This window comes from Psychrobacter communis, assembly GCF_014836505.1.
GTDB lineage: Bacteria > Pseudomonadota > Gammaproteobacteria > Pseudomonadales > Moraxellaceae > Psychrobacter > Psychrobacter faecalis.
Genome location: NZ_JACSQR010000020.1, coordinates 18,053 through 34,329, shown reverse-complemented (window position 1 = coordinate 34,329; position 16,277 = coordinate 18,053). Strand labels below are relative to the sequence as shown.

The 16,277-nt window shown below is 43.9% G+C and carries 14 protein-coding genes and 1 pseudogene; 4 read left to right on the top strand and 11 right to left on the bottom strand.

Annotation, left to right across the window (positions count from 1 at the left end):
• The first annotated feature begins 77 nt into the window (after positions 1-77).
• A complete protein-coding gene (locus tag H9653_RS08185; protein ID WP_191691783.1) occupies positions 78-989 on the top strand; it encodes a hypothetical protein in 912 nt (303 codons plus the stop codon).
• A gap of 106 nt (positions 990-1,095) precedes the next feature.
• On the opposite strand, the gene H9653_RS08180 is transcribed toward H9653_RS08185, so the two are convergent.
• The 9 genes and pseudogenes from H9653_RS08180 to erpA form a co-directional block, all read right to left on the bottom strand.
• On the bottom strand, positions 1,096-2,271 hold the full coding sequence (locus H9653_RS08180; protein ID WP_191691813.1) for a type III PLP-dependent enzyme: 1,176 nt from the start codon (positions 2,269-2,271) through the stop codon (positions 1,096-1,098).
• A gap of 160 nt (positions 2,272-2,431) precedes the next feature.
• Entirely contained in the window at positions 2,432-2,986 is a 555-nt protein-coding gene (gene def / locus H9653_RS08175; protein ID WP_144297325.1) for a peptide deformylase, read from the bottom strand.
• A 219-nt stretch (positions 2,987-3,205) separates the two neighbouring features.
• Positions 3,206-3,460, bottom strand: coding sequence for a GlsB/YeaQ/YmgE family stress response membrane protein (locus tag H9653_RS08170; protein ID WP_068408390.1), 255 nt, complete (start codon positions 3,458-3,460; stop codon positions 3,206-3,208).
• 342 nt (positions 3,461-3,802) lie between these two features.
• Entirely contained in the window at positions 3,803-5,299 is a 1,497-nt protein-coding gene (mpl, locus tag H9653_RS08165; RefSeq protein WP_191691781.1) for a UDP-N-acetylmuramate:L-alanyl-gamma-D-glutamyl-meso-diaminopimelate ligase, read from the bottom strand.
• 196 nt (positions 5,300-5,495) lie between these two features.
• Positions 5,496-6,128, bottom strand: coding sequence for a copper resistance protein NlpE N-terminal domain-containing protein (locus H9653_RS08160; protein WP_191691779.1), 633 nt, complete (start codon positions 6,126-6,128; stop codon positions 5,496-5,498).
• A 421-nt stretch (positions 6,129-6,549) separates the two neighbouring features.
• Positions 6,550-7,062 (bottom strand): disulfide bond formation protein B, encoded by a 513-nt coding sequence (locus H9653_RS08155; RefSeq protein ID WP_191691777.1) that lies wholly within the window; start codon positions 7,060-7,062, stop codon positions 6,550-6,552.
• Positions 7,063-7,147: 85 nt separating this feature from the next.
• Complete coding sequence (gene gshA / locus H9653_RS08150) at positions 7,148-8,722, bottom strand: glutamate--cysteine ligase (protein ID WP_191691775.1); 1,575 nt, start codon at positions 8,720-8,722, stop codon at positions 7,148-7,150.
• Between the two features lie 297 nt (positions 8,723-9,019).
• A pseudogene (locus H9653_RS08145) lies at positions 9,020-9,304 on the bottom strand (roadblock/LC7 domain-containing protein); the annotation flags it as partial.
• A gap of 113 nt (positions 9,305-9,417) precedes the next feature.
• Positions 9,418-9,798, bottom strand: a complete 381-nt coding sequence (gene erpA / locus H9653_RS08140; RefSeq protein WP_068407319.1) for an iron-sulfur cluster insertion protein ErpA — start codon at positions 9,796-9,798, stop codon at positions 9,418-9,420.
• Between the two features lie 569 nt (positions 9,799-10,367).
• On the opposite strand from erpA, the gene H9653_RS08135 reads away from it, so the two are divergent.
• Positions 10,368-12,437 carry an ATP-binding cassette domain-containing protein gene (locus tag H9653_RS08135; protein ID WP_191691773.1) on the top strand — a complete coding sequence of 690 codons (2,070 nt, stop codon included), beginning with the start codon at positions 10,368-10,370 and terminating at the stop codon, positions 12,435-12,437.
• A gap of 127 nt (positions 12,438-12,564) precedes the next feature.
• Here H9653_RS08135 and H9653_RS08130 read toward each other — a convergent pair whose 3' ends face one another.
• Positions 12,565-12,927: a septal ring lytic transglycosylase RlpA family protein gene (locus H9653_RS08130; RefSeq protein ID WP_102076714.1), complete on the bottom strand. Its 363-nt coding sequence runs from the start codon at positions 12,925-12,927 to the stop codon at positions 12,565-12,567.
• A 464-nt stretch (positions 12,928-13,391) separates the two neighbouring features.
• On the opposite strand from H9653_RS08130, the gene H9653_RS08125 reads away from it, so the two are divergent.
• Positions 13,392-14,381 (top strand): DnaJ C-terminal domain-containing protein, encoded by a 990-nt coding sequence (locus tag H9653_RS08125; protein ID WP_191691771.1) that lies wholly within the window; start codon positions 13,392-13,394, stop codon positions 14,379-14,381.
• Between the two features lie 143 nt (positions 14,382-14,524).
• On the top strand, positions 14,525-14,848 hold the full coding sequence (locus H9653_RS08120; protein WP_068407333.1) for a chaperone modulator CbpM: 324 nt from the start codon (positions 14,525-14,527) through the stop codon (positions 14,846-14,848).
• Positions 14,849-14,978: 130 nt separating this feature from the next.
• Here the strand turns inward: H9653_RS08120 and sstT are convergent, their stop codons facing one another.
• On the bottom strand, positions 14,979-16,181 hold the full coding sequence (gene sstT, locus H9653_RS08115; RefSeq protein WP_068407337.1) for a serine/threonine transporter SstT: 1,203 nt from the start codon (positions 16,179-16,181) through the stop codon (positions 14,979-14,981).
• Positions 16,182-16,277: the final 96 nt, after the last annotated feature.

Genomic DNA, 16,277 nt, shown 5'->3' with positions numbered 1-16,277 from the left:
AAAATATTAAGGTTTCTCATTGATGGTTTGGTAGCGGTTATTTATTGATAAAGCAGAATGACTGCTAGGAGTCAGACATGAATAAGTTTAGCGAACATCTAATAGCCTATTTTAGTCGTACGCTGGCTATGATAAAAGCTACCAAAATCATAAGTTATACGTGTCCGATAGCATTTACCTTAAGTTTAACGGTATTGCCAATCGTCGTACAAGCGGCCGCTTATCAAACTTATGTGATTCATACCTATGGTGGCGAGAGCTTATTACCAGCGGTGCGTCAAGAGTTAAGTAGCAGTCGCGATGGCGGTACGGTGTCGACTTATCAAGATAAGCTCGTATTACATACCACGGCTGCTAATTATCAAAAAGTACAGCAGTTACTTAGTCAGATTGACGGTCAATCGCAGGCGTTGACCGTTGCTGTGCGTGTCGGTAATAGTCGGCAATCCCAAGGTAATATCCAGCAAGGTCGGGTTGTTATTAGTAATCACGGTATTCAAGGTACTGGCGTAATCAACCAAAGTAATAGCCAACAACAAAGTAATAATTTATATCAAGTACAAACCTTGTCTGGCAGTGCAGCAAGCATCAGCACCGGCATGCTTTACTCATTAAACCAAAGCTATATTGCCAATAGCTATCCGACCTATAAACGTCTAGCGGGGCAAATTATTATTCAGCAGCAAGTATTATTGCCGACGACGCAAGGGATTACGGTGATGCCAAGGCTACTACCGAACGGGCAGGTCGAAGTAACATTATCCCAAGTAGAAGAACAGCTCGTGCGCGCTAATCCTTCTTATAATCGCTATGGCTATAATAATAGCGTGCAAGGGCAAATATTGAATAGCACCATTGTCGTCCCACGTGGGCAGTGGGTCAATATTGGACAAATCTCACAAAACAATCAAAGCCAAAGCTCAGGTTATGCCAGTAATAGGACGTTAAATAGCAGTAATAGCGTACCTATTTCATTATTGGTACAGTAGCTGATTATTAATGTTGTCGCGAAGCAAAAATAACAAAGCGCGGCACTGTGATAAGCAGTACCGCGCTTTGTTACTGTTACTGTTATTGATATTAATTGGTTAAAAATTAATCAATATAAACCACCTCTAATGGCGGAAAACCATTGAACTCGACCGACGAATACGAGTTGGTATAAGCACCCGTGGTTAACCAAAAGATTTTATCGCCAATCTCTAGCTCTTCTGGCAACTGATAACCCGCTTCTTCATACATGATGTCGGTTGAGTCACACGTTGGCCCTGCCAATACAACCGTGCCTTCGCTGGTTGAGGTTTCCATTTTAGGCGTATAGACAGGATACTTGATCGCTTCGCCTAGAGTCTCGATTAAGCCTTGGAATAAGCCCACATCGGTATATACCCAGCGCGTCAAATCCGTATCTGATTTACGTGAAATCAGCACCACATCGCTGACCAAGACACCCGAGCCGCCAACCAATGAACGACCAGGCTCAAGGATAATCTCTGGCATCTCATCTTCATTGTAGTCATCAGTCAAATAACTGGTAATCTCTTCTGCATAGACTTTGACCGGATTGACTTCGCTGATATAGTTCGCCGGAAAGCCGCCGCCCAAATTAATCATTTGCAGCTTAATACCTTCCTCATTTTTCATCCAGTCGAACATATATTTGACCTTGGCGAGCGCATCATCCCAAGCAGCCACGTCTTTTTGCTGGCTACCGACGTGGAACGAGATACCATACGGCACCAAGCCCAATTCGCGCGCTTGAATCAACAGGTCAATTGCCATATTTGGATGGCAACCAAATTTACGTGATAGCGGCCATTCAGCGGTTTCAGAGCCTTGTACTAAGATACGCACAAATACTTTTGAACCAGGCGCGTGCTTAGCGATATTTTTTAAATCCGCTTCAGAATCGGTTGCATACAAATCAATACCTTTTTCAAAGGCATATTTGACATGCTGCGCTTTTTTAATGGTGTTGCCATAAGAGATACGCGATGGCTCAACGCCGCAATCAAGCACCCGATCCAGCTCATAGATAGACGCACAGTCAAAGTTTGACCCAAGCTCAGCCAATAAGTTAATGACTTCAACCGCAGGGCTTGCCTTCATAGCATAATGGATTTTTGCCTTTGGAAAAAACCCAACCATTTCCGCATATTTTGTTTTAATGCGGCTTAAGTCGACCACCAAAAACGGGGTTTCGCGACCTTCGGCAGCTTTGGTAAATTTCTGCCAGCCGGCAGGGTCAAAATATTGGTCAATTTTGATCATGGTCATGGTGGGGAAACCTTTAATGAAGACAGTGAATGTCGGAGAATAAAAATAGCAGAGAATTAAAACGTTAGGATATAGAAGCCAATCTTATCATCATAAAGCCATTATTTTTAACGATAATGATAGGACAACAAACGTGGCTTAAAATATAAATGTATTAAGAGTTGGTGGTTTGTGGCTGTTTATCCGCGATTTGCTCGCCCTGTTTTTCGCGTATTTTAAGCACTTTACGCACTTTATCACGCGCCCGCGTTTGTTTAAGACGCGATAAATAATCGACAAAGATGACGCCATTTAAATGATCCATTTCATGTTGGATACAGACGGCAAGTAAGCCTTCGACTTCTTCATCAATTTTATTGCCATTTTCATCCAAGGCCTCGATACGTACTTTGGTTGGACGTTCAACCTTATCATAGACTTCAGGCACCGACAAACAGCCCTCTTCGTACGGCTGCTTTTCTTCTACCAATGGCGTAACTTTCGGGTTAATAAATACCCTTGGGCTGTTTTTATCTTCCGATAAATCCATGACGATAAGCTGAATATGACGGTCGACTTGGCTTGCCGCCAAACCAATACCTTGGGCATCATACATCGTCTCAATCATATCGGCGATTAAGGTTTTGATTTCAGCCGTAACTTCCTTGACAGGCTTAGCAATCGTGCGTAAGCGCGGGTCGGGATAGCTTAAAATAGGGAGTAACGCCATAAGGCTCACCTCAATGATAAAGATAAAATAGGACTGATATTATAAGATAAATGGGGGCAAAAGTAATGCATATCAATAGCCAGTTTTTCTTAGGTAATAACATAAGCAAAACTTATAGCTCATAATCCACATAGAAAGTACAGTCATTAAAAAAGGTCTTACGCTGGGTAAGACCTTTTTTATATGCTCTAATTTATTACAAGTAATGGCTTGCGCTTGTTATACGCGGCGTTTGTTCATAATCATCTCATAGATAAACAGTAAGATAATCGCACCGATTACTGAGAAGATAAGTCCAGTAAAGCCGCCATCAGCATTGATACCGATTAAACCGGCGACAAAACCACCCAGCATCGCACCAACGATACCCAATACGATGGTCATAATCCAACCCATTGGGTCGTTGCCCGGTTTAATAGCGCGTGCCAATAAACCTGCGACCAAACCTACGATAATCATCCAAATAAAGCTCATTGTTATTCTCCTAATTTATTTTAATAAATATTTTTTTAATTAATGATGTCTTATTAATTTTGATGAATACATTGTAGCGATTAGCAGTTATTAAAAATAAGCGCAAAATGTTACCTGTGTAGGGGCTATGTGAGGTAATTAGCTTAATTGCTATGTTGCAGGTAGATTAGGTAAACGAAAGGTTAAAAAGGTAGTCGAGTCGCTAACGTCGTTAAGGATAAATGGCTATTAAAAGCAAAATTAATATGAGAAGCTGTAAAATATAAAATAAAAAAAGCGTAGCTCGTCATCAACAAGTCTACGCTCTAACTTAATTTTTTAGTCAGCTGTTATTTAGATAGATTATTTATTGCTTAAAGCAGCTAATAAACGCTGATGGATACCTTCAAAGCCACCATTAGACATAATCACAATCGCATCGCCGGCAGTAGCATGGCGGCTGATATGATCAATGATATCCTCCACACTAGAGAGTACTTGTTGATTACCAATATTTGGATTAGCTGTAGTGGCAGTCTCGATAACTTCTCTTAGACCCCATTCAAGTCCGGTTGGTTCATACCATAAAGTATGGTCGGCGAGGGCGGCGGATTCAGCCAAGCTGTCTTGGTGAATGCCCATTTTCATGGTGTTGCTGCGCGGCTCGATAATCGCCCAAATCCGTCTGTCTGCCAGTTTCTTTTTAGCGCCATCTAAGGTAGTCGTAATAGCGGTCGGATGATGGGCGAAATCATCAAATACCAAGATGTCGTTGACATCGCCAATCAGCTCCATACGGCGTTTGATACCAGCGAAGGCGGATAATGCTGCGCAGGCGGTTTTGATATCGACACCAATATTATAAGCGGCGGCAACTGCAACTAGCGCATTATTGACGTTATGAATGCCGCTCATCGACCAATCGACGATCGCTGTATGCTCATACTCATCGTCCCCTGCAAAACTGATACTAAATTGACCGCCATCAGCGCTGATAAGCTCGGCTTGCCAGTCGTTAGTGTGCTGTAAATTCTGCTCGTCTTTTTTATAATCAACTGACTGTTTATCAATAACCGCTGTCCGCCAAACTGGCGTCCAAACACCCTTTGCCAACGTCTCTTCTAAGCTAATGGTCGCCGCTGGCATGATGATTTTGCCGCTACTTGGAATCATACGCACCATATGGTGAAACTGGGTTTGGATGGCGTTTAGGTCAGCGAAGATATCGGCATGGTCAAATTCAAGATTGTTTAAAATAGCGGTACACGGGCGATAATGGACGAACTTTGAGCGTTTATCAAAAAACGCTGAATCGTATTCATCGGCTTCAATAACGAAGTAGCCGGTTTTTTCTCCACTGCCATCAACAGTTTTTTCAGCACCCAAGTAACTGCTATGGGCGAAGACTTGTTGCAAACGCTCGTCACTAGTATCAACCAATGGTACGCCGCCAATCAAAAATCCTGTATCAATACCGGCATAATGTAATATCCACGCCAGCATGGTGGTCGTGGTGGTTTTACCATGCGTACCTGCCACGGCAATGACATGGCGTGATTGTAACACTTGCTCGGATAAGAACTGCGGCCCTGAGGTGTAGCGCAGACCGCTATCGAGCATATATTCGATAACATCCATGCCACGCTTCATAGCGTTCCCAACCACTACCAAATCAGGCGCTGGCTGCAAATGTTCGACCAAATAACCTTCGGCAATGGTCACGCCCGCATTTTCAAGTTGGGTGGACATCGGCGGATAGACATTGGCGTCTGAGCCTGTGACAGTATGCCCAAGGCTGCGCGCCAGTAACGCTAGCGAGCCCATAAAAGTACCGCAAATACCAAGAATATGAATATGCATAGATGTTCCGTACACGCTTGAAAAAAGGGAATTGAGCTTGAATGTCAGCCAACAGTGATTAGTAGAGCTGGCAGTTCGGTAGGCAGCCCAATAATCAAAGCCTCATTGTAAAGTAAACACCATAAGATGACCAATAAAAAACGCCTAGTCGGTAGGCGTTGTGTGGACTCTCAATTTGGCTGAGGTAGGCAGTTATTTATTTACGAGAAAGGGTGTAGTCATCGTTAAGATTGGCATCAGTGTCCATCATAATCAAATGGTTGTCACTGATTTTATAGGTTTCGATGTTTTTTCTCTCATAAACGATGGTGATTTTATCGTCATCTTGGCGATAAACCCCTGATTCTAACAAAGGCGGAACGGTCGGCGCCGCATTATTAAAAACACTAGTTTTTAGCACAGAGCCATCAGCGAACAAATTTAAGGTAATCTCGATATTATCGCAAGAAGCGCACGGTACCACACCGCCATAATCGCCCATCAAGGTGGCTTGTAAGCTGCTGTCGCTACTGGCGGCCGAAATCATCGGCGCGCGGCGACTGTTATCACTTGAGTTTGCCGCTGCTATCAGTGATTGGCCTTCTGCATTATTTGTCTCATTCACTGCAGCGTCGGTCAGATTGTTTTGAACATCAATATCCTGCAAGTCAGCAAGTGCCACCGTATTAGTAGTCTGAGCACCTTGCGTTGTTGTGTTATTGGCAGTCGTAGAAGATGAGGCGCTATCACAGCTCGTGAGTAGCAAACAGAGCGGCAGTGCTAGCAAGGGGCGCGTACAGCGTCTCATAGCGGTAATTGCAGCGGAGGAGTAGGGTAAGATAGTAATCATAGCGTTACCAAAAAACATTTTTTAATAGTGGGTTTAAGCCTTGTCAGTAGGATAACTAATTAAAGTCTTGGTAAAAGTTAAAGAAATTGTAAGGGACAATCTTAGCGCCAACAGGCAGCGCTTGCGACCCTAACTTCGTTAAATTATGTGATAAACCTCATGGTTTTGATAACAAATCTCGCGCTGAGGCTTTGCAAACACTAGCTATATACGTTTAAAGTGCAATTAAGACTACCGTTATTCCATTAGGGTAAATAAACACCTTGGATATATCAAAGTGTAAAAGTGACTAGAGCGTGTCGTTAATTAAACCCTATGGCTTTAACCGTGCTAAAAACGCCTGAAATATGAGCCAAAAAAATAACCGTCCATGCATTGTGCAGGACGGTTATTGGCTACTCATAAGGGTAGTAGAAGCAGGTTAGCGGGCAGGGCGCACGATACGCCATAAAATTAATACATGTACCAATATCAAAATGCTAAATAAAATCAAAGATTGCTCAGGGATACTCAAACCCATAAACGTCCACTCAATAGACGCGCATTCACCAGAGCCGGCAAATACTTCTTTTAATACTTGCTGCATCGGTAGGGTATCAAGCCAATAATCTAAGCCGGGTCCACATGAGGGCACTTGGTCGGCGGGCAAATGCTGTAGCCATACGTGCCGACCGGCAACTACTGCTGCCCAGCCAATACCTGCCAAACTGCCAAGCCACAATAGTAAGCGGACGATTTTTGATTTTGGGTCAAATATAGCGGCAATCAAAGCAAAGCCGCCCATAACCATCAGACCGATGCGCTGAAAGATACATAGCGGACAAGGCGAAAACCCCATATAACGCTGTAAGAAAAATAGCGCAAAGCTCATGCCGATCACGGCCATGATTACTAAAAACACTTGTAGATTACGGTAAGTGGTCAGCTGTCGCATGGGGCGAATACTCTTATAAAGTGCTCATTGATATAGGATAAAACTAACAAAAAGTAGACTGTTAAAAGGTCAAATTAATCAACCATTAACGGTACTGTTGTAAAAATTCCATAAAATCTTCGGTTTCGGCAGCTTCAAGCTCTGCCTGCTGCAAGATAGATTTTTCCGCCAGTACTTCATATTTGGCTTGGGTGTTTGGGCTCAACGTCTGCTGTAATATCGACTCACGATGCTGCTGCGCCAAAGTAAAGCCAAGCTGCCACAAGCTACCCAAACGTTCACTATCCGAGTTCACTTGTGCTGAGATGGTTGACTCAGGATGCCCCGCTTTACCTTGCATCAAGGCAACCGCTGTCCGATATTCATTACCCCCATAATGCGCGTCAAGCAGCTCTGCCAATGGCTGCATACGGCTTAAGTGCATAAGCATCCAGCTTTCAAGGGTTTGCTCATCACCATTATTAATGATTTGCAAGTTTTCGCGGCGACCTTCGTTGACCACGCGCTCGACATTAACCGCCAACGCTTCTTCTTCTGCTGGCATGAGCTCTGGCGAATCACTGAGCAGGCAGTATAATGCCATCACTTCTAAAAAGCAGGCGCTAGATAAACGAATGCCAATATCGCTATAAGGGTCAAGGTCAATAGCACGAAACTCAACGTAAGCGATACCGCGGCGCTCAAGCGCTTCGGTTGGGCTCTCGCCACTCATCGCGATTTGTTTGGGGCGAATCGGACTATAGTATTCATTTTCTATTTGTAGAATATGGTCATTGATTTGTATCGGATTACCGTCGTCATCATCTAAGCCAAGTTTCTCAAAGCTTGCATGCGGGGTCTGAATCGCACGGCGCAGTCCTTTGATATACTCGGGCAAATTATTATAACGAATATCGAGATGTTCTTGCACGCTGTTGGTATAGCCTAGCTTGCCCATACGTAGGCTGGTCGCCGTCGGTCTATAGTAGGTTGAGTCATTGAGCAGCTCAAGATCATGGTCGATACCTGACACAAAGCACGGACAAACGCTAGGGCTTGCCCCTAATAAATACAGCACCAAACTGGTCAGACGTTTAAAGTTACGAATCAATCCCAGATACTTGTCATTTTTAAATTCTGTCAGGGTCAAATCTTGCGCGTTTGGCGTTTGCGCTTGCCATGCGGCAAATAAATCATCGCCAAATGACAGGTTATAATGTAAACCAGCAATCGTCTGCATTCGGCGACCATAACGGATACCAAGTCCACTACGGTAGAGGGTTTTTAGCTTACCCGTATTAGAGCTGCCATAGTCTGCTAGCGGAATATCTTCATCTTTTGATGACAGCATACACGGCATTGACAATGGCCACATCAGCTCGCCTTCAGGCATACCTTGATAAACCAATAAATGCAATTGGCGCAACATGGTTAGCGTTTCTTTTGGAGAGGTTTTTGGGTCAGTAATAAGTTCGAGCAGACTTTCAGAGTAATCGGTGGTGATAAATGGATGGGTGAGCTTGGAGCCAAGCTTGGCTGGATGTGGGGTTTGTGCCAAGTAGCCATCAGGTTTAACCCGCAGCCCTTCTTTTTCGATACCGCGCAGCATGCCGCTTAAATGCTTGCTATCAAACCAGTTTGGAATTTTAAAATCGACAAAGCTGCTCGCAAAATTACTCATAATAGTCATCTGTTGTTATTAGTTATGGTCGGTCGCCACGCAATCGCTGTGCAACCGAAAAAATGGGTTATAGAATCACGTCAGTTTAGCCCAAAGCCGCCCCAAAAACCACGTACAATTACAAATACAGTAAGCTTCACTGGCGCTCAAATAACGGTTGTTTGGTTTATAAAATTGGTTAAGCGGCACAGCTATTAGTCAAATCTACTGCTCTAAATCAAACAGCTATAAAGCAAAAAAAACATCTAACTTATCAGGTAGATGCTTTAGATAACTCATTACTTAATATAAACAGGCTTACGAAAATTCTAATTCCGTCTCAAAACCTTTTAGAATATGACGCGCCATTGCAAGGTTTGATTTTTGACGGTCAAGTACAAGGTATAAAAATAAGCTGTCATTACGTACCAATGGACGTAGCAAATGATACTGCTTGCTCAAAGTGATAAGAATGTCTTCGATGTTCTCATCTAAATTTAGCGCTGCTGCTACTTTGCGCTTAGAGCGTAGTACTTCGGTGTTGCCAGCCGCTGCTAGCTCAAGGTCGATGCCAGAGCCAAGCGTGGCCATTGCAAGACCAGATTATCGGTCAAAAACGACTTTTTCAGTTTACGATTGTATACTTAAATTATCCCAACAATACTATATTGCTTTTAAGATAAAGCCGTCATTTCGACTTATTTAACTCGACTTGCTTAAAGAGAAAACGATGAACCGCAGCCACAGGTCGTGGTGGCGTTTGGGTTGGTGACAATAAAGCGTGCGCCCTCTAAGCCCTCGGTATAGTCGACGGTCGAGCCTTGCAAATACTGATAGCTTAGCGAATCGACGACTAAGGTCACATCATCATTATCAAAATTGGCATCATCTTCATTGAGCTCATTGGCAAAGTTAAAGCCATAAGAGAAACCTGAACAGCCGCCGCCCGTCACATAGACACGCAGCATCAGATTGCTATCACCTTCTTCTTCACGTAGGCGACGTACTTTTTTTGCCGCGCTGTCGGTCAAGTTTAAGGCGGTTGGGTCGACTGGTTGACTTGTGCTTGGATTAAATTGATTGGCTGATTCGTTCATATCTACCTCAGTTGCTAAAATCAAATGATTTGTTTTTTATTTCTGCGAGGTCGTCTATTTATACTGGATAGGGCGACTGATAAGTAGCGGCTGATAACGCCTAGGCTACGGTAAAATTTTTTATATTTGTTAAGGCATTTAGCAATGTAACATTTTAGCAATATAACTTAGCATTGAAATATTGTGGCATAGCGGTTTGGCGAATAGCACTGCGGCCGCTACTTAACTTTAAAGGCCCAATTTCAAATACCTAACTGCATGATGTCAATAGTGTTTTACTAGTATAACATAATTGGGGTGCTGATTGATTTGTCAAGGGTGACAGCAGGGTTTGCAACTATATAGTAGTTTTACATGTCAAATAGCGGTTTTAATTACCAAATTTTTAATCGTTCGTAAGCCATTATGATAGCAAGTGGTTTTTAGCCGTATAAAGGATTGAATTTAAAATAGTTATTTAATCGTTTGCCTATGCGCCAAGCGTTTGAAATAATAGCCGCCTGTAAACATGCCAGACGGATGTTTTTATTGCCTTATGTTTTATATTATTGTTGAGATGAAGAAATTATATGATCGAATTTAAAGACGTTGGCGTTCGCCGTGATGGTCGTGAGTTGTTTGCAGGGGCAAGCTTTCAGCTCCATCCGGGCCATAAAGTTGGCTTGACGGGCAATAACGGCACCGGTAAATCGACCTTGTTTGCCTTATTATTGACGCAAATGGGCACCGGCGATACCGAAGTGACGCTTGATAGAGGCGAAGTCAGCATTCCTGATAGCTGGCAGGTGGCTCACATGGCGCAGGAAGTCGGGGCGAGCACGCAGACGGCGATAGATTATGTGCTAAGCGGTGATGAGCAGTGGTATGAGATTAATGCGGCGTTAAATGATTTAAGCAGTGTCAGTGACGATCAGATTGGCGTATTGCATCAGCAGTTTGATGAAATTGACGGCTATCGGACGCCGACCAAAGCGGCCCAAATCATGGCAGGTCTTGGTTTTAAGACCAGTCAGCATGAATTGCCCGTTGAAGGGTTCTCGGGTGGTTGGCGTATGCGTTTAAACCTTGCCAAAACCTTGATGAGCCGCGCCGATTTAATGCTCCTTGATGAGCCAACCAACCATTTGGATTTGGACGCCATTCTTTGGCTTGAGACCTGGATTAATGCTTATACCGGTTTGGTAATTGTTATCTCGCATGACCAAGCGTTTTTGGACGCCACCGTCGGTCATATCTTGCACGTCGAACAACAAAAAATCACCCTTTATACGGGTAATTATCAGCAGTTTATCCGTACCCGTCACGAGCGTATGGCGCAGCAGCAGCAAGCGTTTGAGAAGCAACAAGCGACCAAAGCCCATTTGGACGACTTTATTCGTCGTTTCCGTGCCAAGGCCAGTAAAGCCAAACAAGCGCAAAGCCGCATCAAGCAGCTTGAGCGCATGGCAGAGCTGTCGCCGATGATGGCGGACAATCCGTTCTCGTTTCGCTTTTATGAGCCGGCCAATATGAGCTCGCCGCTGATAGAAATGAGCAATGCTGATATCGGCTATAGCGAGACGCCGCTTTTGCATAATGCCAACGTCCAAGTAACGCCCGACACCCGCCTCGGTTTGTTGGGAATGAATGGCGCTGGTAAATCGACCTTGATTAAAGCCTTGGTTGGCGAAATTGGTATTTTATCAGGCAGCTATCGCGTCTCTGACACCTTAAAGCTTGGCTATTTTAATCAGCATCAAATGGATACTTTAGACGCCGCAGCGACACCGATGCAAATGCTGCGCCGCCTAGCAGGTAAAACCTCTGATGCCGAACTGCGCTCGTTCCTTGGCAGTTTTGACTTTCGCGGCGACCGTATCGATACAGCAAGTGAGCTATTCTCTGGTGGCGAGCGCGCGCGTTTGACTTTGGCATTAATCGTTTGGCAGCGTCCAAACGTGCTGGTTCTCGATGAGCCAACCAACCATTTGGACTTGCAAATGCGTCAGGCTTTGACCATCGCCCTGCAAGGGTTTAAAGGGGCAGTGGTGCTGGTATCGCATGACCGTGAGCTGATTGCCAATGTCTGCGACGAGCTGTTTTTAGTGCATGACGGCCAAATCGACGAGTTCGATGGCGATATCAGCGACTACGGTAAATGGCTAGCAGAAAAGCGCAAACAAGAAAATGCCTCGGACAAAAATACCGGTAAGAAAAAGAACAAAAAAGACGATAAGAAATCTGTTTCACGTGAAACAGATACAGGTTCGGCAAACAGTCAAATAACCAAACCATCAACCAGCCAATCAGGCAACCAAGTGAGCAGTAAAGCGTCAACTGCACCTGCAAGTAATAAAGCCGCTCAGCCTTTGATTAGCAAAGAAGAGCAGCGCAAATTGGCCGCTGAGCAGCGTAAGCTCACCGCACCGATACGCCGTGAGATTGAAAATACAGAAAAAGCTTTGGCTAAAATTGATGAAAAATTGGCCATCTTAGAAACCAAGCTTGCCAATACTGAGTTGTACGAAGAAAGTCGCAAAGCTGATTTATTGCTGTTGTTAGATGAGCAAACTGCGCTCCAGCAGCAGCATAGCGACAATGAAGATAAGCTGTTGCTAGCGATGACAAATTTAGAAGAAATGGAAGCGCGTTTTCAATAAAAAATTGTCAAGGTAGGGTGACAGCGTGATTGTTTAAGCGCTTAATATAGTGACTGTAAATATAGGGACTATAAAAACTCGTCGATATAAAAAAAGGGAGAGCCTGAGCTCTCCCTTTTTTATGCCATTATTCCATACGGTATTTACCATCTCCATAAGACAGTATTTTCATAGTAGTTGTGCAAAGTTCGCAGTTTATTTGACCAGCAGCGGCTTTCGATAAATCCAATATACGACCTTTAATATAAGGTCCTCTATCGGTAATTTTTACGATAACGCTCTGCTTTGTCTTTTTGTTAGTCACTTGTACCTTCGTACCAAACGGCAGCGTTTTATGCGCGGCGGTGAGGGAGTTCATATTGAAGATACTGCCACTTGCGGTACGTTTGCCGTGGAACTTACTACCATAATAACTGGTGTTGCCGGCAAAAACGGTCGTACTTAACAGTAGCGATAAAGTGATGACTAAAGACTTGATTAAATAAGACATTTAATACCTATTTCTTGTTGATGAGATAGACAGATACTCTTGCCTATGTTATCCATACTCCCTGCGAGTACAAATAATAAAGGCATTTTACAAGAAAGAGCTTGTTATACCCTTACAGGTATGTAAAAGAACTACTAAGGTCAAAAGTGCGCTGTTATGCCTGCAAATCTATGATTCACCATAGCTCAATCCTCTTAACCACTCTTTAATTTTGTTAACAATATCTCCATTATTACTTATAAATATAGCCTTTATACTTAAGGTAACTATTTATTTGTCTAACAGTTTGGGTTGGTATTGTTGGCCGTTTATTATTGTTATGATGGTACGTAGACGACAATAACAATGATAACGACAATGTTAATGTCAATACGTTATATCGATCTCATACAAACCGGTCCATCGTTTCGTTTATATTGGCATAGCAGTCTTATTCACAGGCTTTTATATTGAGGAAAAATAACATGGCAGAGAAAAATTACTATGACATTTTGGGCGTCAAAAAAGATGCCAGCGATGCTGAGATTAAAAAGAAATATCGTAAGCTGGTACGCCAATATCACCCTGACGTCAGTGATGATCCAGACGCTGATAATAAAATCGCGGAAATCAACAATGCTTATGAAACCCTCAGGGATAAAGACAAGCGCGCAGAATACGATGCCATGCTAGACAACCCTTTTGCCGGTGCAGGTGGCGCTGGTGGCTTTGGCGGTTTTGGTGGGCAATCTGCGGGCGCTGGCGGCCAAGGTGGTTTTCGCTGGGAAGACATCAAAGATCAGTTTGGTGAAGGTGAGGCTTATGGTGGTGGCGGTTTTCGCTTCGATGATATTTTCTCCGCTTTTGGCGGCGGTGCGCGCGGACAATCGCAGCAGGGTGGCTTTAGGTCGCAAAATAGCCAAGGTCAAGACCAACATGCGGAGATTGCCGTGGATTTGGCTTCGGTCTATAGCGGCGATGATTATAGCATCAAGTTAAATGTGCCCGTTCGTCAGCCAAATGGTAGTGTCGATTATGAAAATAAAACCCTTAAAATAAAAATTCCTAAAGGCATCACCGATGGCAAGCAAATCCGCTTAGCAGGACAAGGGGCAGCTGGTATCGGCGGTGGTAAAAACGGCGATTTATTTTTAAAGGTTAAAATCAGTCACGCTGATAATATCCGTATTGAAGGCGCCGATGTTTATCAAACCGTTAATATTGCGCCTTGGGAAGCGGCGCTCGGTGAAAAAATTAATGTCAGTACCCCAGCGGGCTCGCTTGGGGTGACGATTCCTAAAAACAGCAAATCAGGTAGCAATTTACGCCTAAAAGGTAAAGGTATTCCTGCGAAGCAAGCGGGCAATCTATATCTGACCCTAAATATCGTCAATCCTGATGTCAGCAGCGAGGCGGCCATAAAAGCGTATGAACAGCTTAAAGAAGCGTTTGCTGATACCAATATCAGCCGTTAACGACGGGTATTAACGTCTGATATTAACAGCTATTATTAACGATTGGTGCTATCAGTTTTTAACTGTGATGAATCATGAATAATCGCCCTGTAATAGAGATAACGACCATACGATAAAATAAAGCGCAAACGAGGATAATCATTATGAAACACTCGCCTGAATTTACCGACATTATCTTGAGCCTAGATGAGCTCGTATCTGCCTGTGGGCAAGAGCGCCAATGGGTCATCGAATTGCTTGAAGAAAATATTATCGAATATGATGTACCAGAGCGTCAGCAGTTTACCGGTTATCAGCTGACAACCGTACGCCGTGCCTCGCGCCTCAGCCGTGACTTTGAAGCCAGCGTGCCGGCGATTGGTTTGATACTGGAGTTACTAGATGAGGTTGAGCAGCTGCGCCAATTTAAGCGCCAGCTTGATATGCAGATGCCGGTGATTGAAGTAGACGTCGAGCATTTAAAATAGCCAATGTCTTATCATTACCCATAAAAAAGGGTCTCTAAATGAGACCCTTTATACTATTAAAAATACCGCTTTAAAAATGACAGTTTTTCATTAAAACCAACGTCAATAACTAACAACTAACAACTAACAACTAACGCGCATATTTTGGATCAGCGGCAGCGGTAAATAAGACGTCTGTTGATGAGTTTAAGGCAGTTTCAGCGGAATCTTGTACCACCCCGATGATAAAGCCAATTGCCACCACTTGCATGGCGATGTCGTTTGGAATACTAAATAAGCTCGCAGCTAATGGAATTAAAAGTAGCGAACCACCAGCCACACCAGAAGCGCCGCAAGCACTAATCGTTGCGACCAAACTTAGTAGTAGCGCTGAGGCAAAGCTTACTTCGATACCAAGTGTATGCGCTGCTGCTAGCGTTAAGACGTTAATGGTAATCGCCGCACCCGCCATATTGATGGTTGCACCTAGCGGAATGGTGACTGAATAAGTGTCTTCGTGTAGACCCAATTTACGCGCAAGGTTCATATTAACCGGAATATTGGCGGCTGATGAACGGGTAAAAAACGCGGTAATCCCCGATTCACGCAGACAAGTAAATACCAGTGGGAAAGGGTTTTTACCCGTCTTAACTAAGACGATAATAGGGTTGACTACTAGCGCAATAAACAACATACAACCGACCAGTACCATCAAGATGCGCGCATAACCTGCTAGGGCGGCAAAGCCTGTCTCAGCGACGGTATTGGCAACCAAGCCTAAAATACCAAATGGCGCTAGCGCAATGACCCATTTGACCACTTGCGAGATGGCATCAGAAAAATCACTGACCACGGCTCGCGCGGTATCGCTGGCTTGACGTAGGGCAAAACCAATGATGATTGCCCACGCTAAAATACCAATATAATTGGCATCAGCGATAGCCTGCACAGGGTTGGCAACCAAATTCATCAGCAAGTTGGTGAGTACTTCTTGCAGGTTAGCAGGGGGTACTTGCTCAATGTTGGCATTGACCAATATTAGCTCGGTAGGGAATAAAAAGCTTGCGCCAACGGCGGTCAGTGCTGCCAAAAAAGTGCCAAACATATACATAATCAACACCGGCTTGACATACACTTCATTGCCACTGCGATGTTGGCTAATCGCTGCCATAACCAAAATAAAGACCAATATCGGCGCGACTGCTTTTAGCGCGCCGACAAATAGCGTCCCTAATAGGCCCAGCGCAACACCGATATTTGGTGCCAGCCAGCCAATCAAAACGCCTAATATTAAACCGATAATAATAAGCGGCACCAGCCCTATACGCTGGTACATCGCAATCAATGAACGCATCTATACACCCTCGACTTTGTCAATAAATATAAAATTTATAATAGAACGGAAAAGTAATCGAAGGATGGTAGCATTTTTTTAAGATAAACGCCTACC